Raw genomic sequence first — 22,517 nt, 5'->3', positions numbered from 1 at the left:
GTGACCATGTGGTCTGATGAGGGCCACCTATGTCGTGATGGTGAGAGGTAGAGCGAGAGCGGTGACGACGGCGACAACCGAGGGCGGCGGTACCGCGGCACACAGCCGCGGCAGGCGCTTCGCCGCCCGGTTCGGTTTGCGGAACTGGCGTGTGCGGACGCGCCTCACCGCCCTGATCCTCGTGCCGACCGTGGTGGGCGTGGTGCTCGCCGGAACGCGCGTGGTCGCCTCCATCGACAGCGTGGCCGGATACCAGCGGACCGCCTCGGCGGCCGAGTACTCCGGATCGCTGCGAGAACTGGCGCAGGCCCTCGGTTTGGAACGTGACCGTGTCGCCTGGGCCGCCTTCCAGCCCTCGAACCAGGGACTGCAGGACGCGGCGGCGGCGCAGGCGAAGACCGTCGACGCCCTGGTCGGCCAGGTCAGGCTCGACCTGCAGAACATCGACGACAGCTACGGCCAGCGCGCCGCGGAGGCGGCCAGGGACGTGGGCTACCAGCTCGCGGGCCTGGGCGAGCTGCGGCAGCTGCCCGGGACGAACCGGGCCGAGCGCTACAGCATCATGATCGCCCCGCTGCTGCAGCTGCACGAGGAACTCACCCTGGTCAGCGACGACCCCGAGATCGTCGGCAACACCCGGGCGCTCAGCGCGCTGGCCCGCGCCAAGGAGGAGGTCTCCCGGCAGCGTTCGCGTCTGCTCGCGGGCTACTACGCCCCCTCGCAGATCACCGCCCAGGAGATCGAGAAGTTCATCGCCTCCAGGTCGCGCATGGAGGAGTACAAGGCCGACTTCACCATCGAGGCGAGCGGCGCCAACCGCCAGCTCCTCGTCAAGGCCCTGATGGACGAGAAGGTCTACCGGGCCGAGCTGACCAAGGCCAGGGCGATCGTGCTGGCCAGCGGCTCGCAGCCGCAGGGGCGCCTGCTGACCGACTTCGCCGCCGTCAAGCAGTGGTTCGCCGACAACACCACGATCCTCGACCGGATGGGGAAGGTCGAGACCCAGGTCGCCACGGCCGTGATCACCCGGGCCAGGGAGCTTGAGGACACCGAGCAGCGCAACGCGATCATCGCCTCCGGGCTGATCCTGCTCCTGCTGATGCTGATCCTCGGACTGACCGTCCTCATCGCCCGCTCGATGGTCCTGCCGCTGCGCCGTCTGCGCTCCGAGGCGCTGGACGTGGCGGGCTTCAAGCTTCCCGAGGTCGTGCGCAACCTACGGGTCTCGGGAGACACCAGGGCGCCGGACATCGCCCCGATCTCCGTCGACTCGAAGGACGAGATCGGAGAGGTCGCCAAGGCCTTCGACGAGGTCCACCAGCAGGCCGTACGACTGGCCGCCGAGGAGTCCGAGCTCCGCTCCAACATCAGCGCGATGTTCGTCAACCTCTCCCGCCGCACTCAGACCCTGGTCGAACGGCAGATCTCGCTGATCGACGGTCTGGAGAAGGGCGAGGAGGACGGCGGACGGCTCGCCGACCTGTTCCGGCTCGACCACCTGGCCACCCGCATGCGCCGCAACTCGGAGAACCTCCTGGTCCTGGCGGGCCACGAGCCCTCCCGCAGGCGCAGCCAGCCGGCCAAGCTCGTCGACGTCGTGCGCGCCTCCCTGTCGGAGGTCGAGGACTACGAGCGGGTCCAGGTCAAGGTGCACCGTACGCTCTCGGTCTCGGGAAGCGCGGCCAACGACGTCGTCCACCTGATCGCCGAGCTGGTGGAGAACGCCATCCAGTTCTCCCCGAGGGCCAGCCAGGTCGTGGTCTCCAGCAGCATGATCGAGGGCGGCGGCGCGCTGCTCGCGGTCAGCGACGCGGGCATCGGCATGACCAACGAGGAGTTGATCGAGACCAACCGGCGGCTGGCGGACCCGCCCGTGGTCGACGTCTCGGTCTCCCGGAGGATGGGCCTGTTCGTGGTCGGCCGCCTGGCCCTGCGCCACGGCGTCCGGGTCCAGCTGCGCCCGCAGGAGTCGGGCGGCCTCATCGCCATGGTCCTGTTCCCCGCCGCGCTCATCGTCGAGACGGTCCAGCCGAGCCAGACCCCGTCGTGGGGCGGGGAGTCGCAGAGCCAGAGTTCCTTCGGGCAGAGTTCCTTCGGACAGAGCTCGTTCGCGGGCACCTCCCTCAGCCGGACCTCCTTCGGGCACACCTCCCTCGGGCAGGGACACCCCTCGTTCCCGCAGGCCGACCCCTTCAGCTCGGTGTCCTTCCCCGACGAGCACCCCATCCCCGCCGACCAGCCCATCGCCTCGGGCTCGCTCGGCGCCCCGTCCGGCACGGCCTACCCGCTGCCCAAGCGGCCGGTCCCCGGGGCGGGCGGTGGCGCGGCGACCGGCGCCCCCGCTCCGCCGAGCGGCTTCTCCGCCTGGGGGCACAGCTCCCACGACGCGCTCGAAGCCCAGGACGACCCGGCGACCGCGTCGATGCCCGCCGTACGGATCTCCCCCCTCGAACCCGAGCAGGAGGAGTTCCTGCCGATCTTCGCCTCCGTCGAGTCCGCCTGGTTCCGCAGGACCGAGGCGGCCGCCGGGCACGGCGAGGCGGCCGACGAACCTCATGAGACCGAGGAACCGGAGGAGGCCGGCCAGACGTCACAGGCCGTCAAGCAGGCCCTCCCCGGACCGGAGACACGTGACGACTCACAGGAGGCCGAGGCCGGCGATCCCGGCCAGGCTCCCGAGCCCGTCGCACGACCGCTCAGGCCGCGGACACCCGCCCGCGAGCCGGAGAACTGGGAGGCAGCGGCCGACGCCGGATGGCGGGCCGCCCAGGCGGCCAGCGACCCGGCCCTCGGCGGGATCACCGCCGCGGGCCTGCCCAAGCGCACCCCGAAGGCCAACCTGGTCCCGGGTGCGGCCGCGGCCGCACCGTCGACTCCGATGCCGCCCCTCTCGCCCGAGCGGGTCCGCAGCCGCCTGTCGAGTTTCCAGCAGGGGGTACGGCGGGGACGGGCCGAACTCAACGAGGACGCCGCCAGGACCCTGGCGGATAAGGAGGAGGGCTCGTGACGACCCTGAGCCACGAGGCAAGCAGGTTCGACTGGCTGATCACCGAGTTCGTCCGGGGCACTCCAGGGGTGGCGCACGCCGTGTGCGTGTCGGCGGACGGGTTGCGGCTGGCCAGCTCGGAGGGTTTCCCCGACGACCGGGCCGACCAGCTCTCCGCCGTCGCGGCGGGCCTGCTCAGCCTCACCGTCGGGGCGTCCCGCGTCTTCGAGGGCGGGGCCGTGACCCAGACGGTGGTCGAGATGGAGCGCGGGCTGCTGCTGGTCATGGCGATCAGTGACGGCTCGGTGCTCGCCGTCCTCGCCTCCCCCGAGTGCGACATGGGACTGGTCGCCTACCAGATGACCCTGCTGGTCGACCGTGCGGGTCAGGTGCTCACCCCCGCTCTGCGGGCCGAACTACAGGCATCCCGGAGATGACGATGAGGTTCACTGGAGGGGGCCGTGCTCGGGAGTGATGGAAGTGGGGACGAGGAACCCCTGTTCCGTCCCTACACGGTCACCGGCGGTCGCGCCGAGCCGCGCTACCACATGGCGATCGAGACCTTGGTCTCCTCCTCGTTCATCATGGACGAGGAGCTGGCCCTGCTCACCCCCGAGCAGGAGGCCATCATCAGGATGTGCCGGGCGTTCCGGTCGGTCGCCGAGATCTCGGCGCTGCTGAGGGTCCCGCTTGGCGTGGCCCGCGTGCTGGTGGCGGACATGGCGGACGAGGGGCTCGTCCGCCTCCACCAGCCGAGCCTCGACAAGGGACAACCGGATCTCAACATGCTCGAAAGGGTTCTCAGTGGACTTCGCAGGCTCTAACCGTGGCGGCCTGACGTCGACGAAGATCGTCGTCGCCGGTGGCTTCGGCGTCGGCAAGACCACGTTCGTGGGTGCCGTCTCCGAGATCCTGCCGCTGACCACGGAGGCGGTGATGACCGACGCCAGCGCCGGCATCGACGACCTCGGCCTCACCCCGAACAAGGCGACCACCACGGTCGCCATGGACTTCGGCAGGCTGTCGCTGGACCAGGAACTGATCCTGTACCTGTTCGGCACGCCGGGTCAGCACCGGTTCTGGTTCATGTGGGACGACCTCGTCAAGGGTGCCATCGGCGCGGTGGTCCTGGTCGACACCCGGCGGCTGGCCGACGGCTTCCCGGCGATCGACTACTTCGAGGAGGCCAAGCTCCCCTTCGTGGTCGGCATCAACGGCTGGGACGGCAGGTTCCTCCACACGGAGGAGGAGGTGCGCGAGGCCCTGGCGCTCGCCCCGCACGTCCCCATCGTGCGCACCGACGCGCGCTCCCGCGACTCCGTCAAGGGCACGCTCATCACGCTGGTCGAGCACGTCCTGCGGGTCCGCGCCGCCTACGGCATGCCGGTCTGAGACCGCGGGGCACGGCGCGCGGGAGGACCCCCTCCCGCGCTGCTCTCTCCCGTACGACCGGTCAGGCGGGGATCCAGTCCTTCCAGACGATCGCGTTCTCCCTGACCCACTTCTCCGCGGCCTTCTCCGGGGTCATGTTCGCGTTGACGATGTCGTCGGCCACCGCGTTCTGGTCGTCGTTGCTCCAGGTGAAGTTGCGCACCAGCTCGTAGGCCCTGCCGCCGGTCTCGGCGAACCTCGTGCTCACGACCTTGTCCAGCAGGTAGGGCGGGTAGTCACAGGCCACCTTCTTGGGGTCGGCGTCGCAGCCGATCGCGTAGGGGGGAAGGTTGATCTTGACCAGTTTGAGCCGGGTGAACAGCCACTGCGGCTCGTAGAAGTACATCAGCAGCGGGGTCCGCCGTTCCGTGGCGACCTCCGCGGCGTTGATCAACGCCTTCTCGCTTCCCGCGTAGACCACCTTGTAGTCGAGACGGAGATTACGCACCAGCGCCTCGTCATTGGTGACATAGGAGGGGTCGCCGTCGAGAACCTGCCCGGCGTCACCGGACTTCTCGGTTCTGAACAGTCCGGCGTATTTGTTGAGGTTGCGCCAGTCGGTGATGCCGGGATATCGCTCGGCCATCCACTGGGGCACGTACCACCCGATGACGCCCCTGTTGCCGTTGCGCCCGGCGGAGACCGCGACTTTCCTGTCCTCGATATAGGTTTTCTTCTCCGCCTCACGGCCCCAGTTCTCGACGATGACGTCGACCGTCCCCTTTTCCATTCCCTCCCATGACTCGGTCTCGTTGAGCGGCACCTTCCGCACCGTGTAACCGAGCTCCCGTTCCAGCAGCACCCCGAGGACGGCGGCGCTGGCCTCGTAGCCGACCCACGGGTTGACGGCGATCCGCACGAGGCCGCCGGTCACCGGCGGCCTCTGCTGCGGGGCGGAACACCCGGGCAGCCACACCAGCAGTACGGCCGCCGCCACGAGGCGGGTCAGCGGATGCGACAGGGCCCTCACTGGGGCATCCAGGAGGACCAGACGGACTCGTTGGCCTTGATCCACTTCTCCGCGGCGGCCTCGGCGCTCAGACCGTTGTTGACGATGTCGTTCGAGACGGCGTTCTGCGCCTCGTTCGTCCAGGAGAAGTTCTTGACCAGCTGGTAGGCCCGGCCGCCGGTCTCGGCGAACCTCCTGCTCACGACCTTGTCGAGGTCCAGCTCCGCGTAGTCGCAGGCGACCTTCTTGGGGTCGGCGTCGCAGCCTTCGGTGTGCGGGGGCAGGGTGACCCTGGCCAGGTCGATCCTGTCGAACAGCCAGTGCGGCTTCCAGAAGTAGAACAGCAGCGGCCTGCGCTGGCGCTGCGCCTGGGTCGCGGACTCGATCAGCGCCGCCTCGCTGCCCGCCACGACGACCTTCAGGTTCAGCCCGAGGTTCCTGATCAGGGCGTCCTCGTTGCTGACGTAGGACGGGTCGCCGAAGAGCAGCTGGCCCTTCCCGCCGGACTCCGAGGTCCTGAACAGGTTCGCGTACCTGTTGAGGTTGCGGTAGTCGGTGATGCCGGGATACTCCTTGGCCATCCAGGCGGGGATGTACCACCCGATGACGCCCTTGTTGCCGGTCGAACCGGCCTCGACGGCGACCTTCCTGTCCTGGATGAAGGTCTTCTTCAGGTCCTCGTGGCCCCAGTTCTCCACGATGACGTCGACGTCGCCCTTCTCGAAACCCTCCCAGGAGACCTGCTCGGCGAGGTTCTCGCGTTTCACGGTGTAGCCGAGCTTCTTCTCCAGCAGGTAGGCGAGCACCGCCGTACTGGCCTCGTAACCGGCCCACGGGTTGACGGCGATCCGCACGACGGAGTCCGCCGACGCCGGCGCCGCGGCCTGACCCGTCTCGACCCTGGCGCCCGCGCATCCCGCGGCCAGCGCGACGGTGAGGGCGCCGGCGAGCAGACGGATGCTGCGTCCGATCCTCATGAGATCCTCTTCTTTCCGGGAGACCATCGGGGGACCTTCCTGGCGGGGCGCCTCGCGGCGCCCCTGGTGATCCGGTCGAGTGCGACCCCGACCAGCACCGTCGCCACTCCGGCGGCGAGCCCCATGCCGAAGTCGGCACGCCGGGCGAAGCCGGAGACGACGTCGTAGCCGAGCCCGCCCCCGCCGACCAGCCCGCCGACCACGACCATGGCGAGTGTCATGACGACGCCCTGGTTGGCGGCCAGCAGGATCGCCCCGCGGGCCAGGGGCAGGCGGACCTTCCACAGCACCTGCCACTCGGTCGAGCCGCAGGAGCGGGCCGCCTCGACGGCCGCCGGGGAGACGGCGCCGATCCCGTCCTGGACCAGCCGCGCGACCGGGGGCAGGGCGTAGACCACGCAGGCCAGGACCGCGGTGAACCTGCTCGCGCCGAACAGGGCCAGCGCGGGCAGCAGGTAGACGAACGACGGCATGGTCTGCGCGGCGTCGAGCAGCGGGCGTAGCACGGCGGAGAAGAGGGGGGAGCGGGCCGCGGCGACGCCGAGCGCGAGCCCGGCGGCCAGGGTCAGCACCGTCCCGGTCAGTACGGTGGTCAGCGTCTCCATGGTGTGCCGCCACAGCCCGAGCGGGGCCGTGGCCAGCAGGCAGCAGGCGGCGACGACGGCGTCGCGGGGACCGGCGCGGCGCCAGGCGACCACCAGCACGACCCCGGCGACCAGCCACCAGGGGGAGGAGGTCAGCACCTCCTGCAACGGGTTGAGCAGGGCCTCGGTCGCGAGGTTCCTGACCGTGTCCGTGACGCCGTACCAGGAGAACTTCGCCCAGGTCACGGCGTCGTTGACCGGCCCGGCCAGGTGGAGTGTCCAGCCGGGAGGGAACCCGGTGCCCAGCAGCAGGGAGGCGGCGGCGCCGCAGAGCGTCAGGACCGCCGCGGCGAGTACGGCCCGGCGCGGTCGTCCTCCCGGTACGGCGCATGCGGTGACCGTCCGGTCGAGGACGACGGCCAGCACCACGACGGCCAGCCCGGAGGGGAGCATGAGGCCGACGTCGGCCCGGGACAGGCCGGTGACGATGCCCGAGCCGAGGCCGGGGGCCGCGATCAGCGCGGCGATCACCACCATGGACAGCGCCATCATGACGGTCTGGCCGACGGCCAGCGCGATCGTCGCGCGGGCCAGGGGCAGGTGGACCGTGCGCAGCGTCTGCCAGCGGGTCGCGCCGAGTGAGGCCGAGGCCTCGACCGCCGAGGGGGAGACCCGCTCGACGGCCAGGGCCGTGATCCTGATCGCCGGGGGGATCGCGTAGACCGTCGTGGCGACGACGGCCGCGGCCGGTCCTATCTGGAAGAACAGCACCATCGGCGCCAGGTAGGCGAAGGTCGGCATGATCTGCATCACGTCGAGGACCGGGTCGAGCAGACGGCGCAGCCGTACCGAGCGGCCGGCCCACACGCCGAGCGGCAGGCCGAGCAGCAGGGAGAGCAGGACCGAGGCGAGCACGAGCGCGAGGGTTTCGGCGCTCTCCGGCCACACGCCGAGCACCCCGAACGCGCAGAACCCGGCCAGCACGGTCACCGCGGTCCTCGGCCCACCGGCCAGCCAGCCGATCCCGCCCGCCAGTCCCATGGTCCCGGCCCAGCCGAGCTCCCGCAGGAGCAGGGCGAAACCGTCGTTCAGGCCGCCGGCCAGCAGGCGCACGTAGTTGACCAGGAACAGGAAGAGCGGGCTGGCGTTCCGGTTGGCGTCGACCCAGTCGCGCAGGTCGCCGATGAGGCGGAAGGACGCCGCGTCCTCGTCGTGCGGCAGCGTCGCGCTCCCCCTGAAGAGCAGGTGGCAGGCCACGACGGTCACCGCGGCCGCCACTGTGACCGCGGCCGTTGTGGTGAGCGCCGGTACGGCGGGCGGGGCCGGGGCGGCTCGCACGGGGGAGCTTAAGGGGGAGGAGGTCACACGCGGCCCGTTCCCGTCGCCGTTCCCGCGCCGGGCAGGCCGCTCATCGCGGACAGCAGGTCGAGCCGGTCGACGACGCCGACCGCCCGGCCGTCCTCGACGACGACGATCGGCAGCGCCGTCCCCATCGCGGTCGGCACCGCGTCGCGGATGACGGTCCCCGAGGACAGGGGCGGGCCGTCGAGATGCTCGCCGTCGCGCGGGCGACGGCAGATCCAGCGCAGCGAGAGCACCTCGCCCCTGGGAACGTCCCTGACGAAGGCGGCCACGTGGCCGTCGGCCGGGGTGCCGACCAGTTCCTCGGGGGTGCCGAGCTGGACGATCCCGCCGTCCCGCATGATCGCGATGCGTTCGCCCAGCCTGAGCGCCTCGGACAGGTCGTGGGTGACGAACACCATGGTCGTGCCGACCTCGCGGTGCAGGCGGGTGACCTCGGCCTGCATGTCCCTGCGGATCAGCGGGTCGAGCGCGCTGAAGGGCTCGTCGAACAGCAGCACCTCGGGTTCGCAGGCCAGCGCCCTGGCCAGGCCGACCCGCTGCCGCATGCCGCCGGAGAGCGTGTCGGGCCGGGCGTCGGCGAAGCCGTCGAGGCCGACCAGGGACAGCAGCTCCCCCGCCCTGCGCCGCCGCCTGGCCCTGGGGACGCCCTGGATCTCCAGGCCGTAGGCGATGTTGTCGAGGACCCCCCGGTGCGGCAGCAGGCCGAAGTGCTGGAAGACCATGCTCACCCGGTGCCGCCGCAGCTGTCTGAGCTGCGCGGGGGAGGCGGCGCGCACGTCCTGCCCGGCGATCGTGATCTCCCCGGCGCTCGGTTCGACCAGCCGGGTCAGGCACCGGATCAGGGTGGACTTCCCGCTGCCCGACAGGCCCATCACGACGAACGCCTCGCCGGGCCGTACCGAGAGGGTGACGTCCCTGACCGCGGCGACGCAGCCGGTGCGCTCCCTGAGCTCGGCAGGGGACAGGTGGGTGAGGAGGTCGCGGGGAAGGCGGTCGGCGCCGGGGCCGAAGACCTTCCACAGCCCGCGCACCTCGATCGCGGCACCGCCGGACGGGACCACTGACTCCTCCAACCTGACATCCGGATTCGGTGGGCCAAGGACGTAGTGAGTCAAGATATGAGGGAAATATCGCCAATTACAATGATGTGGCCTTCTGGAGATGTTTTGTGGTTTAAACGGCTGTCCTTAATTGTTGGCTGGAACGGTGTAAACGGTCAAGTGACGCATAAAAACGTAATGGATATATAAGGATGTCCGTAACGGGGATTCCAGTTTGGAAATGAGGATTGATACTTCCGGGGCGCGGTCCCATAAGTAGTCATTCATGAAGATGTGTTCGATTGGCCCAATAGGTTGAGATGTGCTCGAATTGCCGGGGCCGTGGGAAATTCGGCCGGTATTCGTCCACCGAGAGGCAGCGTTCGGTGAGTACACACAAGATCGAGGGGGCGGGCAGCGGCCTCCGCCTGCGGAACTGGCGGGTGCGCTCCAGACTCGTCGCGCTCATCCTGGTTCCCACGGCGGCGGCGGTGCTGCTCGGCGGGATCCAGGTCGCCGCCTCCCTGCGCGCCGCCACCGACTACCAGCGGGTCAACGACCTGGCCAGGCTCTCCGACCACATCGGGGCGCTCACCCACGCGCTGGCCCAGGAACGGGACCTGACCTCCTGGTACGTCGCCCAGGGCCGTCCGCAGCGCCAGACGCAGGCCGTACGGCGGCAGATGGAGGCGGTCGACGCCGAGGCGACGGGGGTGCGGGACGGCGCGGCCCTGCTCAGGACCGCGGTCGGCGGCCGGACCAGGGACGAGGTCGAGACCGTGATCACCCGGCTGGACGACCTCGGCCCGCTGCGGGACCGGGCGATGGGCCCCTCGCTGCTGCCGGACGCGGCCGTGGACGCCTACACCCTGGTCATGGGGGACCTGCTGTCCCTCCACGACGAACTCGGCAAGGGCAGCGACGACGACGCGCTGTTCGGCCAGGCACTGACCCTCGGGGCACTGGCCAGGGCGAAGGAGGCCCTGTCGCTGCAACGGGCGCTGCTGTCCGTCGTCCTGGTCGCGGGCCGGTTCGAACAGGACCAGATGGAGAGGTTCCTCGGCGCGCTCTCCGAGGAACGCAACGCGCGCCGGGCCTTCGCCGTCGAGGCCGGAAGCGAGGAACGCCGCCTGTTCGGCGAGACCGCCGACGGCCGTACCGCCGACCGGGCCGAATTCCTCCGCGAACTGGTGCTGCTGCGCGCCTCCTCCGGCGCCTCCCTCAAAGGCCTCGACCTGGCGAGGAAGGACGACGCCAAGGAGTGGTACGACGCGGTGACCGTCACGATCGACCGGATGCGCGAGATCGAGCGGCGGCACACCCAGGCCATCGTCGCCCGCAGCCAGGAACTCGGTGCCGCCGAGCAGAGCCGTGCCCTGCTGACGGCCGGAGGCGTCGCCGGTCTGCTGCTGGCCGTGCTCCTGATCACCACCGGGGTCGCGCGCTCGCTGGTCAAGCCGCTGCGGCGGCTGCGGAGGGAGGCGCTGCGGATCGCCGAGGACCGGCTGCCCGCCTACGTCCAGCAGGTGCGCGAGTCACGTGACGGCGAGGTCGCCGCCGAGGTCGTCCCGGTCGGTGTGCTGTCCCGCGACGAGATCGGTGAGGTCGCCCGCGCCTTCGACGAGGTCCACCGGGAGGCGGTACGGCTGGCGGGGGAGGAGGCCAGGCTGCGCACCACCGTCAACGCGATGTTCGTCAACCTCTCCCGCCGCAGCCAGACCCTGGTCGAACGCCAGCTCACCCTGGTCGAACGGCTCGAACGCGGCGAACGCGACGACCGGCGCCTGGCCGACCTGTTCAAACTCGACCACCTCGCGACCCGGATGCGCCGCAACAGCGAGAACCTCCTCGTCCTGGCCGGTCAGGAGGTCGCGCGGCGCTGGCGAACCCCCGTCGAGCTGATGGACGTGGTCCGCGCCTCGCTGTCGGAGGTGGAGAACTACGACCGGGTGGCGATCCGCGTCCAGGCGGAGGCCGCGGTCATCGGTCCCGCGGTCAGCGACGTGGTCCACCTGCTCGCCGAACTGCTGGAGAACGCGCTGTCCTTCTCCCCGAAGGAGAACCCGGTCGTGGTCTCCAGCGGCGTCATCGACGGCGGGGGTGTGATGATCTCGGTGGCCGACCAGGGCATCGGCATGACGCCGGAGGAACTCGCCGAGGTGAACCGGCGCCTGGCGGGCCCGCAGGGCGCCGACGCCTCGACCGCGCGCCGCATGGGCCTGTTCGTGGTCGGCCGTCTCGCGTTCAAGCACGGCATCCGCGTCCAGCTCCGCCCGCAGGAGACGATGGGCCTGACCGCCATGGTCCTGCTGCCCGAGACACTCCTGACCTCGGTCACCACGCACAACGGGGCGGCGGTCCTCGCGGCGCCCGCGGTCGTGTCCGAGGAGGCCGTCGCGCCGCTGCCCGGCACCGGGGTCCCGGCGCAGGCGGAGGAGTTCCTGCCGATCTTCGCCTCGGTCGAGTCGGGCTGGTTCCGCGCCGGAGCCGCGCCCCCGTTCTCCGGCTCGGCGTCGGCGGGAGGCCCGGCCTCGACGGGAGAGATCCCGGTCGTGACGGGAGAGCCGGGATCGTGGTCCTCCCCGGGGGACGACGGCTGGCAGGCGGCCAAGGTCGCCGACGACCCGGCCCTCGGGGGGACGACCTCCTCCGGCCTGCCGCGCCGTACCCCGCGGGCGAACCTGGTGCCGGGCTCCGTCGCGGGCCCCCCGGGTGGTCCGCCCCCGGCCAGGCACGCCAGGTCGGCCGACCTGGCGCGCACCCGGATGTCGAGCTTCCAGGACGGGGTGCGCAGGGCCCGCAACGAACTCCCGAAGCGGGAGAGCTGAGCCATGGCGGGACACGACCCCTGGTACGGCGAGCGGCCCGCCGAACCGGCCGAGGAGGAGAGTTCCCTGGTCAGGATGTACGCCGTGACCGGGGGAAGGACGACGCCCTCGGCCGGGCTCGCCATGGAGGCCCTGGTCTCCTCGGCCACCTCGGCCAGGCTCGGCCTGTCCTACGTCCGGGAGTACCGCGCGATCAGCGAGCTGTGCCACCAGGTCCGCTCGGTCGCCGAGATCTCGGCCCTGCTGGGCGTTCCCCTCGGCGTGGCCCGGGTCCTGATCTCCGACATGGAGGCGGAGGGGCTGGTGCGCGTGCACCGTCCCAGAGGCGAGGCGGGCGGCCCCGACCTGGCCACCCTCGAACGGGTCCTCAGCGGGCTGCACCGCCTCTGACCCGGCTCAGGCTTCCGCGAGGGCTCCCGCGAGCCACCAGCGCGCGGCGACCAGCTCCGCCACGAGGGTCTCGGTGAGCAGGGCGACGTCCCGGTCGTCGTCGTGCCGGTAGCGCACGCTCGCCCTGGCGCCGGGCACCTCACCGCCGACCGCCAGGACGGCCGAGCCGCGCCGGGTGATCCACTCCATCGCCTGGTCGTCGTAGCGCGAGCCGGGGAACAGCAGCGCGCGGTAGTCGAGGGTCTTGGTGAGGTAGACGTCCACGTGGGACCAGTCGCCGCTCTCGCAGGCGTCGGCCGCCCTGCGCGGTCCCTCCCGGAACATCAGCGCCGACTGCTCGGCCGAGGACAGGCGCTCGACGGGGGCGATCGTGTGGACGCCGTCCGGCCCGTCGAGCAACTCGGCCGCCGTCTCAAGCCACAGGTCACGGCGTTCGAGCAGGTCACCGGTCGCCTCGGCGGTACGGCGCAGCAGTGTGGGCAGACCGGTGCCGGTGCCGGTGAGACGGTCGCGCAGGGCCAGCAGCAGGGCCAGGGTGTGCTGGAAGGTCCGGCAGGCGACACCGCCGCGTTCCTCGCCCGCCGCCATCGGCACCACCAGGTCGGCCCCCTCGGTGACCGGGGAGCCCGGGGTGTTGGTCATCGCCAGCACGAAGGACCGTCCCCGGTAACGGGCCAGCGCGTCGAGGGTCTCCCGGCTGCCCCCGGTCGCGGAGATCGCGACGACCAGGGTGTCCGGGAGCGCCGGGGGCAGCAGGTCACCGGAGGCGTACTCGGCGACGGCCTCGACCCCCGCCGCCCGCAGCCGTAGCGCGGCGACCCCCGCGGCGTACCGTGAGCTGCCCATGCCCAGCAGGAGCACCCGCCCGATCCGGCCGGGGAGCCCGGCGAAGGGGTCGGTCTCGGAGAGGAGCCCGGCGAGATCGGCCAGCGCGGCGGGCTTGGCCTCCAGGTCGGCGAGGTACAGTTCGGGATTCACCACGTTCCTCCGGCATGGATGCCCCGTCCTTCAGGGCGGGGAGGAGATGCGGAACGGTCTCTCATGATGTTCTCCGGGTTCGCTCGGCGGGGCTTGCCACGGCGATCGGGCCGGCGATGACCAAGCCGGCGTCGCGTGACCGCCCCAGGGAGGACGGCTCGTACGGCGTCACGGGTAACGGGAGCGCAGGACGCCCATCGGGGCGTACCGCCAGCGGGGCAGGTGCCGGGCGGCGTATATCAGCTCCCTGCACTCCTGCTCGATCTCGAACGGGTGGAGCAGGGAACGGTCCAGCAGGCCGGCGTGGCCGTGCTCCGCCAGCCGGGTCAGGTAGACCTCCCCGAGAACGGCGACGGCCTCGGCCGCCCACCGGCCGGTCGCCGACGGGTCGGCGCCGCGGCGTCTGACGGCGACCTGCCCGGCGTGCTCCAGGCTGGTGGTGAGCTGGGCCAGGTCACGGGCCACGGGCTGGTGGACGTCCGCCTCGGCGACGGTGGGGTTGCCGTCGAAGTCGATCACCGCGTACCCCTCCCGCCAGCGCAGGATCTGTCCCACGTGCAGGTCGCCGTGGACGCGCACGAGTGGCGTCGGGCCGGCCGAGGCCAGCGGCGACAGCCCGGCGCGCAGCGCGCCGGCGTGCTCGCGCAGCCAGCGCCCGTCTGTGTCCCCGGTGTTCCCGGTCAGGGCGAGCGCCTCCCGCAGGGCCTTCTCGGCGCGGACGGCCAGGTCCCGCCCCGGGTCGTGCGCCCGCCGTACCGGGTCGGGGAAGGTCGCGGAGGGGGTGGCGAGCGCCGCGTGCAGGTCGGCGGCCAGCGCGCCCAGGTCGGCGGCGAAGGCCGTACGGCCCGCGGCGGCCTCGTCGACGCACCACTGCCAGCCGTCCACCGCGCCGGGGAGATAGGCGGTGACCAGGGCGAGCAGCCTCCCCTCCCGGCAGAGCGCCGCGTACGGCGCCGCGGTCGCGGTGAAACCGGTCTCCGCGAGATGGGCGAGCACGTCAGGAGCGGGCTGGGGGAGCGGGGCGGGCGGGGTGAACCACTTGACGACCACGCTCTCCCCGACGACCACCGAGTGGTTGGTCTGGTCCACGCCGACCCCTCGCTCGGCGCCGGAACCCATAACACGGGAGGCCGCTAGTTGAACTCCTGTTGAAAAGTCGGAGATCGGGGTGAAAGGGAGAGGACCGAATCGCCTGACCGTGAAGGGAGGGGGAATCTCGCTGCTCAGAGCCTCGACCAGCGCGTGACTGCGGCCGTCTCCCGCCTGTGGCACGGTGTTCAGCCGGGTCCAGATTGAAGTGGAGTGCAACAGGCGGACCAAACTTTCCAGGGGTGATGACGCGCAAAGTCTTGCCCAAGTTATGGTTGGCTGCAACACTCCTGGTTTGGTCTGCCGTGTCCGTAACGGTCGGTGTCCACCACTTATCCCGAAAACTGAAGGAGTAGCGGCCGTGTCCCGTGCCCGGTACCCCCGTCGTCTTCCGGCTGTCACCCTGGTGGCCGGTCTCGCATTAGCCGTATCGGCCTGCGGCGGAGGAACCACGGCAGCCCTTCCCGAGGCGACCCCCTCGGCGTCGGCGGAGCAGCTCAACCCCAACGCGAACCTGTCCAAGCAGAGCGTGACCATCTCGGTGTGGCCGGGTTACACCCCCGAGGACCTGGCCGCGCGGGTCGAGGAGAAGCTCAGGTTCAAGCTCAAGGTGGCCACGCACGACACCAACGAGATCATCATGGGCAAGCTGACCGGGGGCGCCGACACCGGCCTCGACGTGGCCTTCGTCTCCGGCCAGTACGCCCAGGCGCTCAACGCGGCGGGCCTGCTCGAACCGATCCACCCCGAGCTCATCCCCAACCTGGCCAACCTCTACCCCGAGGCCAAGGAGCTCGCCTTCGACCCGGGCAACGCCTTCTCCGTCCCCTACACCTGGGGGACGACCGGCATCTGCTACCGCAGTGACCTGCTGAAGACGCCGCCGACGAGCTGGAACGACATCCTCAGCCCGCCGGAGGACGCCAGGAAGAAGGTCACCATGATGACCACCGAGCGCTGGCTGGCACTGCCCGCCGTCAAGGCGCTCGGGATGTCCGTCAACACCCGCAACGACCAGGACCTGAACAAGGTCAAGGAGAAGCTGATCGCCGCCAAGCCGAACCTGCTCGGCTACGACGACGTCACCTTCGGCGACCGCCTCAAGAGCGGTGAGGCCGTCATGGTCGAGGCGTGGGACGGCTGGTGCCCCACCTCGGAGAAGAACATCAAGTTCGTGGTGCCCAGAGAGGGCAGCGACCTGTGGGTCGACACCATGGTCGTGCTGCGCGGCTCCAAGAACAAGGAGGCGGCGCACGCCTTCATCAACTTCATCCTGGACCCGAAGGTCCACGGCTGGGCCGCGCGGAACATCCTCTACAAGGTTCCGAACAAGGCCGCCATGGACGCGCTGCCCGCCGAGCTCAAGCAGAAGAACGCGCCGCTGCAGATGACCCCGTCCCAGCTGCTCGCCGGTGAGTCCATCGTCGACCTGGGCGATGACTCCGCGAAGTACACCCGACTCGCCACCGAGGTCAAGGCAGCGCAGTGACAGCCCCCGCCGTCTCCGGCGCGACCGTCAACTCCCGGTCGCGCCGGTCACGTCTGGCGGGGCGGCTCGTCTTCCTCGGGCCTGGGCTGGCCTACCTGATCGTCCTGCTGCTGATCCCGCTGGTGACGGTCCTGAGCTTCTCCCTTTTCCGCAGGGGGCGCTTCGGCGGGGTCATCTACGAGGCCAGTGCGGACAACCTCGTGCGCCTGGCCGATCCGATCTACCTCGACATCCTGCTCGGCTCGCTGCGGACGGCCCTGATCGCCACGCTGGTCGCGTTGCTGCTCGGGTACCCGACGGCGTACCTGATCGCCAGGCTCCCCGGGAAGTGGAAGACGGTCGCGCTGGTGGCGATCGTGCTGCCCTTCTGGACGAACCTGCTGATCAGGGTCTACGCCTGGATCGTGCTGCTGAGCGGTCCCGGGCTGGTCAACTCCGCCCTGGGCAAACTCGGTCTCGGCCCCTTCGAGTTCCTGTACAACCAGGGCACCGTCGTCGTCGGGCTGGTCTACTCCTACCTGCCGCTGATGGTGCTGCCGCTGTATGCGGCGATCGAGCGGCTCGACCCCCGGCTGGCCGAGGCCTCGGCCAACCTCGGGGCCAGGCCCGCCCGCACGTTCCTCTCGGTGACGTTGCCGCTGACGCTGCCCGGCGTCCTGACCGGCTGCCTGTTCGTGTTCGTCCCGAGCTTCGGGAACTTCGTCATCCCCGAACTGCTCGGCGGCGGACGTTCGATCATGGTCGGCAACCTGATCAGGGACCAGTTCCTCACCGCGCGGGACTGGCCGTTCGGGTCCGCCCTCACGCTGGCGCTGCTCGCGGTGCTGGTCGTCCTGCTCCTCCTGCAGGCATGGAGTGCCCGCCGTGCGTAGACCGCGTCTCCTCTACGTCCCCTTCTGGGCGACGTATGTGTTCCTCTACACGCCGATCGTCGTGCTCGTCGTCATGTCGTTCAACGCGGGGAGGTCGCCCTACTCCTTCACCGGCCTCAGCCTGAAGTGGTACGGCAAGCTCGCCGGGAACGCGCTGGTGCGTGAGGGCCTGGTCAACACGCTGATCGTGGCCGCGGGATCGACGGTGCTCGCGACCGTGCTCGGCACCCTGCTCGCCGTCGGCCTGGCCAGGTACACCAGGTCACGGGTGCTCGACACGCTCGGCGTGCTGCCGGCCGTACTGCCCGACCTGGTGCTGGCCATCGGGCTGCTGGTCTTCTACGCGGCGGTCAGGATGACGCTCGGCCTGCACTCGGTACTGCTGGCGCACACGGTTTTCGGCATGGCGTTCGTGACGGCGGTCGTGCGCACCCGGCTCACCCACGTGGACGACTCCCTTGAGGAGGCGTCGCGGGACCTGGGCGCCTCGCCGTTCACCACGTTCGTGCGTGTCACGCTGCCGCAGCTCGCGCCGGGCATCGTGGCGGGCGCGCTGCTGGCGTTCACGCTCTCCGTCGACGAGTTCGTGATCGCCTTCTTCACCGCGGCGCCGACCACGCCGACCCTGCCCATCGTCATCTACTCAATGGTCCGCTTCGGGGTCACCCCGGAGATCAACGCGCTGGCGACGCTGCTGCTGGCCGTGAGTTTCACGGTGGTGATCGCGGCCCAGCGGATGACCCGACTGACGGAGTCACTGTCCTGATGCTGCAGATCACAGATGTCAGCCGCCGTTTCGGCGACGTCACGGCGCTGTCGGGGGTCTCCCTGGAGATCCGCCAGGGTGAGTTCTTCGCGCTGCTCGGCCCGAGCGGCTGCGGCAAGACCACCCTGCTGCGGATCCTGGCGGGCTTCGAGACGCCGGACGCGGGCACCGTCACCCTCGACGGCGCCGACCTGCTCACCCAGGCCGCGCACCGCCGCCCGGTCAACCTCATGTTCCAGTCGTACGCGCTGTTCCCGCACATGACCGTGGCCAAGAACGTCGCCTACGGTCTTGAGCGGGAGCGGCTGCCCAAGGCCGAGATCCGGGAGCGGGTGGCCGAGGTCCTGGAGAAGGTCGGCCTGGCCGAGACGGCGGGTCGCAGGCCGGACAAGCTCTCCGGAGGCCAGCGGCAACGGGTCGCGCTGGCCCGGGCGATCGTGAAACGGCCCAGGCTGCTGCTACTGGACGAACCGCTCTCCGCGCTGGACAAGAAGGTCCGCGCCGAGATGCAGCTCGAACTCAAGCGGCTCCAGCACGAGGTCGGGATCACCTTCGTCGTGGTCACCCACGACCAGGAGGAGGCGATGTCGCTCGCCGACCGGATCGCCGTCCTGTCCGCGGGCCGGGTCGAGCAGGTGGACGCCCCGGTCACGCTGTACGAACGGCCCGCGACGCCGTTCGTCGCCGGGTTCGTCGGGGCCAACAACCTCTTCACGGGTACGGCCTGCGCGGGCGGGCTGACCTGCGAGGGAATCGGTGTGCTGGCCGGGCCGGACGGGCTGCCCGAGGGGGCGGCGGCGCTGCTGGCCGTACGGCCGGAGCGGGTCAGGCTCGCGGAGCTCGCGGCGCCGGATCCGGGTGACGCCGTCGAGGGCGTCGTCGAGAGCGCTGTCGAGAGCGCCTCCAGGAGCGACGACGGCGTGAGCGAGGACGTGGGAAGCGGCGCTGAGCGGCTTTCTGAGAGCGGCGGTGACGACGTCTCCGGGACCGACGGGCAGGAGAACGCCTCCGGTGACGCCGGGCAGGTGGCGGAGGAGGCCCTGGAGGACGCTGAGGCCGTCACTGGGAGCCAAGGGACGGCATCCGCTGACAAGGACCCGGATGTGGACAATACGCCTTCTGAGGCCACTGAGGCCGCAGGAGCGTTGCGGGGGAGGGTGGCCGATGTCAGCTTCTACGGCGGGGTGTCACACGTCTCGGTTCTCGTACCCGGTCGCGACGACGTGGTCCTGGTGGCGACGCAGGGGGCGACGCGGGTCCAGGTGGGGTCTTCGGTGACCCTCACCTGGGCGGCGGAGGACGGGGTGCTGATCCCTCAATGAGACGTCTTGAGCGGGTTGTTCGTGGCGGTCCTGGCGTAGGCGAGGATCAGCTCCGCCGCCTCATCCGGGCCGATCACCGGGTGGCGGGCCGTTATGCGGTAACCGTACGCGTCTTCGAGCGCGACGAGGTTGCGCGAGATGACCAGGGAGTCGTCGGACAGGGTGAAGGTCCCCAGCGCGGCTCCGGTCTCCAGGATGCTCTGGTACATCGAGACCTGGCGGTCGTAGAGCGTGGTGAGCAGCAGGGCGTACATCCTGTTGCGGGGCGCGGCTCCGCCGAGCTCGTTGAGCAGCCGGACCTCCGGATCGTCGGGACCGTGTGGCAGGCCGGATCGGATGGTCACGACAAGCTTCTCGACGGGGTCGCGCATGCCGCTGATCCGCTTGATCCGCTGCTCGTAGAAGCGCTCCATGCCGGCGTGGTGCGCGTCGACCAGCAGTTCGCCGAGCTGGGGGTAGTGGTACAGCACGGCGCCGGAGGTCAGACCGGCCTCCTCGGCGACGTGGTTGAGGTGCACCCCCTCGGTGCCGTGCCGGATGATCGCCCGGTGTGCGGCGGCGATGAGATCGAGGCGCCGATCCGCCCGTCTCTTGCGCGTCATATTCCCCCACTCGTTCGGGACCCGGTTCAGTACCGGGGTCCATAGTGACCGTTTCCTAGCGTTTTAGCTAGAGCAAGTATTGAATCATTCTTCAAGCCGCATAACTCCCAGTCACTTGGAGGCGTGATGTCACTCACGATCCTGTTCATGCCGGAAAGCGCCTACGGACCCACGAACAACTGCATCGGCATCGGTGACATTCTTCGCAAGCGCGGCCATCGAGTCGTTTTCGCAGCTGAAGCTTCATGGAAAGGGAAATTGACCGCTCTCGGATTCGAGGAGGACCTGGTAGACCTGGCGCCCCCGGCCGAAGAGGAGCAGGACCCGGGGCAGTTCTGGAAGGACTTCATCCGGGACACCGCGCCGGAATATCGCAAGTCGACCGCCGAGCAGCTTGAGACGGTGACCAAGCCGATCTGGGACGCGCTCATCGACGGTGTGAAGTACTGCGAACCGCGGTTGAAGGAGATTATCGAGCGCGTCAGGCCGGACGTGATCGTAGAGGACAATGTGATCACTTTTCCCGCACTGCTCACCGCGGGCAAACCGTTCGTCAGGATCGTCTCCTGCAACCCGCTTGAGGTGCGCGGCGAGGGCGTGGCGCCGGTCTTCTCCGGGCTGCCCGCCGGCGACCGCTCCGAGTGGGAGGCCTTCCGCGCCGAGTACGACAGGACCCACCGTGAGGTGTGGACCTCCTTCAACGAGTGGGTCGTCGCCCAGGGGGCGCCGCCGCTGCCCGACCTGGACTTCGTCCACGAGGGCGACCTGAACCTCTACGTCTTCCCCGAGGTCCTCGACTACACCGGCGACAGGCCGCTCGGCGACACCTGGCACCGGCTGGACTCCTCGGTGCGCGAGACCGACGAGGACTTCACGCTGCCCGAGCCGCTGGCCTCGGGGGAGGGCGCCCTCGTCTACTTCTCGCTCGGCTCGCTCGGCTCGGCGGACGTCGCGCTGATGCAGCGGGTGATCGACGTGCTGGGCACGACGCCGCACCGCTTCGTCGTCTCCAAGGGCCCGCTGCACGAGGAGATCAAGCTCGCGGAGAACATGTGGGGCGCGGAGTTCCTGCCGCAGACCAGGATCCTCCCGCTGGTCGACCTGGTCATCACCCACGGCGGCAACAACACCACGACCGAGGCGCTGCACTTCGGCAAGCCGATGATCGTGCTTCCCCTGTTCTGGGACCAGTACGACAACGCCCAGCGCGTCGACGAACTGGGCTACGGCGTGCGCCTGGCCCCCTACACCTTCACCGAAGAGGAGCTGACCGGCGCGCTGGACAGGCTGCTCGGTGACACCGCGCTGCGTGAGCGGCTCGCCGCGGCGGGCGAGGAGATCCGCCGCCGCGACGGCCTGCGCCGGGCCGCCGACCTGATCGAGCGGGCCGGAGCCTGACGCCCCCGGCACCATGACATGACGAGAGAAGTTCCATGAGCACGTTGATCAACCCGGCGACCGGGGAGTTCCTGTCCGAGGCGCGTGACACCCCGGTGGCCGGGGTCGCGGCGGCCGTACGGCGGGCCCGCGAGGCCTACGAGGAGTGGAGCGGGGCGACCGCGGCCGAGCGGGCCAGGGTGCTGCTGCGCTTCGCCGACCTGGTCGAGGCCGACGCCCAGGAGCTCACCCGGCTTGAGGTCGGCGAGACGGGCAAGCCCGCCTCGGTCTTCCGTGAGGGCGAACTGCCCTTCGCCGTGGACAACCTGCGCTTCTTCGCCGGGGCCGCGCGCTCGCTTGAGGGAACCGGGGCCGGGGTGCTCAGCCCCGGCTACACCTCGGTGCTGGTGCGCCGTCCCGTCGGCGTCGTCGGCGCGATCGCGCCGTGGAACTTCCCGCTGGTGATGGCGGTGTGGAAACTCGGCCCCGCGCTCGCCGCGGGCAACGCGGTGGTCGTCAAGCCCGCGCCGCGCACGCCGGGCACCACACTGCGGCTGGCCGAGCTGTTCGCCGGGGCGGGAGCGCCCGACGGGCTGCTCCAGGTCGTCCTCGGCGGCGCGGAGGTGGGCCAGGCGCTGGTCACCGACCCCGGCGTGGACCTGGTGAGCGTCACCGGCTCGACCGAGACGGGCCGCGCCGTGATGCGCGGTGCGGCGGGCCTCCCCAAGCAGGTCCACCTGGAACTCGGCGGCAAGGCGCCCGCGCTGGTCTTCGGTGACGCCGACCTGGCCGACATGGCCAGGGGGGTCGCGATGGGCGCGACCTACAACACCGGCCAGGACTGCACCGCCGCGACCCGCGTCTACATCGCCCGTGAGGTGTACGGTCAGGCCGTCGAGGCGCTGCGCGCGACGCTTGAGGGGATCAGGACGGGAGACCCGTGGGACCCGGCGACCGACATCGGCCCGCTGATCTCCGGTGAGCACCGCGAACGCGTGCACGGCTTCGTCGAGCGGGCGGTCGCCGCGGGCGCCTCGGTGGCGCTGGGCGGCGTCCCGGAGGAGGGGCCGGGCTTCTACTACCCGCCCACGCTGGTCACGGGAGTGACACAGGACAGTGAGATCGCCCAAGAAGAGCTTTTCGGACCGGTCCTTCTGGCTCTACCGTTTGACGACGAGGACGAGGCGGTACGGCTGGCCAACGACACCAGGTACGGTTTAGCCTCTTCGGTCTGGTCCACGGACGTGGCGCGGGCACTGCGCGTCTCCCATCGACTCGACGTGGGTGTGACCTGGGTGAACGACCACCTGCCCATCGCGTCGGAGGCCCCGCACGGCGGGGTCAAGGGCAGTGGCTTCGGCAAGGACATGAGTCAGGAGGCGGTCCAGGCGTACTCGGTTACGCGCCATTTGATGATCAAGCACCAGGTTCCGGAGGCCAGAGAATCCTTCCGGCCCTCGTGAGGTTTGTCG

The 22,517-nt window shown here is 70.4% G+C and carries 19 protein-coding genes; 12 read left to right on the top strand and 7 right to left on the bottom strand.

Annotation, left to right across the window (positions count from 1 at the left end):
- The first annotated feature begins 61 nt into the window (after nucleotides 1–61).
- From ACFYY8_RS00500 to ACFYY8_RS00485, 4 genes are read left to right on the top strand one after another with little or no spacing between them, the layout of a single operon-like run.
- Nucleotides 62–3,007 carry a nitrate- and nitrite sensing domain-containing protein gene (locus ACFYY8_RS00500; RefSeq protein WP_390035674.1) on the top strand — a complete coding sequence of 982 codons (2,946 nt, stop codon included), beginning with the start codon at nucleotides 62–64 and terminating at the stop codon, nucleotides 3,005–3,007.
- Entirely contained in the window at nucleotides 3,004–3,423 is a 420-nt protein-coding gene (locus ACFYY8_RS00495; protein ID WP_352009561.1) for a roadblock/LC7 domain-containing protein, read from the top strand. Before ACFYY8_RS00500 ends, ACFYY8_RS00495 begins: the two co-directional genes overlap by 4 nt.
- Before the next feature lie 24 nt (nucleotides 3,424–3,447).
- A complete protein-coding gene (locus ACFYY8_RS00490) occupies nucleotides 3,448–3,810 on the top strand; it encodes a DUF742 domain-containing protein (RefSeq protein ID WP_352009560.1) in 363 nt (120 codons plus the stop codon).
- Nucleotides 3,791–4,378, top strand: a complete 588-nt coding sequence (locus ACFYY8_RS00485; RefSeq protein WP_352009559.1) for an ATP/GTP-binding protein — start codon at nucleotides 3,791–3,793, stop codon at nucleotides 4,376–4,378. Before ACFYY8_RS00490 ends, ACFYY8_RS00485 begins: the two co-directional genes overlap by 20 nt.
- Before the next feature lie 61 nt (nucleotides 4,379–4,439).
- Here ACFYY8_RS00485 and ACFYY8_RS00480 read toward each other — a convergent pair whose 3' ends face one another.
- From ACFYY8_RS00480 to ACFYY8_RS00465, 4 genes are read right to left on the bottom strand one after another with little or no spacing between them, the layout of a single operon-like run.
- Nucleotides 4,440–5,387: an ABC transporter substrate-binding protein gene (locus ACFYY8_RS00480; RefSeq protein WP_390035671.1), complete on the bottom strand. Its 948-nt coding sequence runs from the start codon at nucleotides 5,385–5,387 to the stop codon at nucleotides 4,440–4,442.
- Nucleotides 5,384–6,343 carry an ABC transporter substrate-binding protein gene (locus ACFYY8_RS00475; RefSeq protein WP_390035669.1) on the bottom strand — a complete coding sequence of 320 codons (960 nt, stop codon included), beginning with the start codon at nucleotides 6,341–6,343 and terminating at the stop codon, nucleotides 5,384–5,386. Before ACFYY8_RS00475 ends, ACFYY8_RS00480 begins: the two co-directional genes overlap by 4 nt.
- On the bottom strand, nucleotides 6,340–8,265 hold the full coding sequence (locus tag ACFYY8_RS00470; protein ID WP_390035667.1) for an ABC transporter permease: 1,926 nt from the start codon (nucleotides 8,263–8,265) through the stop codon (nucleotides 6,340–6,342). The genes ACFYY8_RS00475 and ACFYY8_RS00470 overlap by 4 nt, the downstream gene beginning before the upstream one ends.
- Nucleotides 8,266–8,288: 23 nt before the next feature.
- Complete coding sequence (locus ACFYY8_RS00465) at nucleotides 8,289–9,365, bottom strand: glycine betaine/L-proline ABC transporter ATP-binding protein (RefSeq protein WP_390035665.1); 1,077 nt, start codon at nucleotides 9,363–9,365, stop codon at nucleotides 8,289–8,291.
- Nucleotides 9,366–9,718: 353 nt separating this feature from the next.
- Between ACFYY8_RS00465 and ACFYY8_RS00460 the strand changes: the two genes are divergently transcribed.
- Together ACFYY8_RS00460 and ACFYY8_RS00455 are read left to right on the top strand one after the other, a co-directional pair.
- A complete protein-coding gene (locus tag ACFYY8_RS00460) occupies nucleotides 9,719–12,160 on the top strand; it encodes a nitrate- and nitrite sensing domain-containing protein (protein WP_390035663.1) in 2,442 nt (813 codons plus the stop codon).
- 3 nt (nucleotides 12,161–12,163) lie between these two features.
- Nucleotides 12,164–12,550, top strand: coding sequence for a DUF742 domain-containing protein (locus ACFYY8_RS00455; RefSeq protein ID WP_352009553.1), 387 nt, complete (start codon nucleotides 12,164–12,166; stop codon nucleotides 12,548–12,550).
- A 6-nt stretch (nucleotides 12,551–12,556) separates the two neighbouring features.
- On the opposite strand, the gene ACFYY8_RS00450 is transcribed toward ACFYY8_RS00455, so the two are convergent.
- Nucleotides 12,557–13,528 (bottom strand): SIS domain-containing protein, encoded by a 972-nt coding sequence (locus tag ACFYY8_RS00450; RefSeq protein ID WP_390035661.1) that lies wholly within the window; start codon nucleotides 13,526–13,528, stop codon nucleotides 12,557–12,559.
- A gap of 168 nt (nucleotides 13,529–13,696) precedes the next feature.
- Nucleotides 13,697–14,617 (bottom strand): hypothetical protein, encoded by a 921-nt coding sequence (locus ACFYY8_RS00445; RefSeq protein WP_390035659.1) that lies wholly within the window; start codon nucleotides 14,615–14,617, stop codon nucleotides 13,697–13,699.
- Nucleotides 14,618–14,978: 361 nt separating this feature from the next.
- Between ACFYY8_RS00445 and ACFYY8_RS00440 the strand changes: the two genes are divergently transcribed.
- Genes ACFYY8_RS00440 through ACFYY8_RS00425 form a run of 4 tightly spaced genes read left to right on the top strand, consistent with a single transcriptional unit; the run spans nucleotide 14,979 to nucleotide 19,066 of the window.
- Nucleotides 14,979–16,106: a spermidine/putrescine ABC transporter substrate-binding protein gene (locus tag ACFYY8_RS00440; protein ID WP_390035657.1), complete on the top strand. Its 1,128-nt coding sequence runs from the start codon at nucleotides 14,979–14,981 to the stop codon at nucleotides 16,104–16,106.
- The gene (locus ACFYY8_RS00435; protein ID WP_390035655.1) at nucleotides 16,103–16,978 is read left to right on the top strand and encodes an ABC transporter permease; all 876 of its coding nucleotides are present in this window, start codon (nucleotides 16,103–16,105) and stop codon (nucleotides 16,976–16,978) included. Before ACFYY8_RS00440 ends, ACFYY8_RS00435 begins: the two co-directional genes overlap by 4 nt.
- Complete coding sequence (locus ACFYY8_RS00430) at nucleotides 16,971–17,744, top strand: ABC transporter permease (protein WP_390035653.1); 774 nt, start codon at nucleotides 16,971–16,973, stop codon at nucleotides 17,742–17,744. The genes ACFYY8_RS00435 and ACFYY8_RS00430 overlap by 8 nt, the downstream gene beginning before the upstream one ends.
- A complete protein-coding gene (locus ACFYY8_RS00425; protein ID WP_390035651.1) occupies nucleotides 17,744–19,066 on the top strand; it encodes an ATP-binding cassette domain-containing protein in 1,323 nt (440 codons plus the stop codon). Before ACFYY8_RS00430 ends, ACFYY8_RS00425 begins: the two co-directional genes overlap by 1 nt.
- On the opposite strand, the gene ACFYY8_RS00420 is transcribed toward ACFYY8_RS00425, so the two are convergent.
- Nucleotides 19,060–19,668, bottom strand: coding sequence for a TetR/AcrR family transcriptional regulator (locus tag ACFYY8_RS00420; protein ID WP_390035649.1), 609 nt, complete (start codon nucleotides 19,666–19,668; stop codon nucleotides 19,060–19,062). The genes ACFYY8_RS00425 and ACFYY8_RS00420 overlap by 7 nt on opposite strands.
- A 258-nt stretch (nucleotides 19,669–19,926) precedes the next feature.
- Between ACFYY8_RS00420 and ACFYY8_RS00415 the strand changes: the two genes are divergently transcribed.
- Nucleotides 19,927–21,066 (top strand): glycosyltransferase, encoded by a 1,140-nt coding sequence (locus ACFYY8_RS00415; protein ID WP_390035647.1) that lies wholly within the window; start codon nucleotides 19,927–19,929, stop codon nucleotides 21,064–21,066.
- Nucleotides 21,067–21,101: 35 nt separating this feature from the next.
- Nucleotides 21,102–22,508: an aldehyde dehydrogenase family protein gene (locus ACFYY8_RS00410; RefSeq protein ID WP_390035645.1), complete on the top strand. Its 1,407-nt coding sequence runs from the start codon at nucleotides 21,102–21,104 to the stop codon at nucleotides 22,506–22,508.
- Nucleotides 22,509–22,517 lie beyond the last annotated feature (9 nt).

Source organism: Streptosporangium sp. NPDC001559 (assembly GCF_042893955.1).
Taxonomy (GTDB): Bacteria; Actinomycetota; Actinomycetes; order Streptosporangiales; family Streptosporangiaceae; genus Streptosporangium.
The sequence above is the reverse complement of the archived record's forward strand: the minus strand, read 5'-3'. Positions and strand labels throughout refer to the sequence as shown.

What these genes read in the sequence shown, in the direction of transcription:
- ACFYY8_RS00475 (WP_390035669.1), bottom strand. Translation starts at nt 6,343, where the DNA reads ATGAGGATCGGACGCAGCATCCGTCTGCTCGCCGGCGCCCTCACCGTC.
- ACFYY8_RS00455 (WP_352009553.1), top strand. Translation starts at nt 12,164, where the DNA reads ATGGCGGGACACGACCCCTGGTACGGCGAGCGGCCCGCCGAACCGGCC.
- ACFYY8_RS00425 (WP_390035651.1), top strand. Translation starts at nt 17,744, where the DNA reads ATGCTGCAGATCACAGATGTCAGCCGCCGTTTCGGCGACGTCACGGCG.
- ACFYY8_RS00420 (WP_390035649.1), bottom strand. Translation starts at nt 19,668, where the DNA reads ATGACGCGCAAGAGACGGGCGGATCGGCGCCTCGATCTCATCGCCGCC.
- ACFYY8_RS00410 (WP_390035645.1), top strand. Translation starts at nt 21,102, where the DNA reads ATGAGCACGTTGATCAACCCGGCGACCGGGGAGTTCCTGTCCGAGGCG.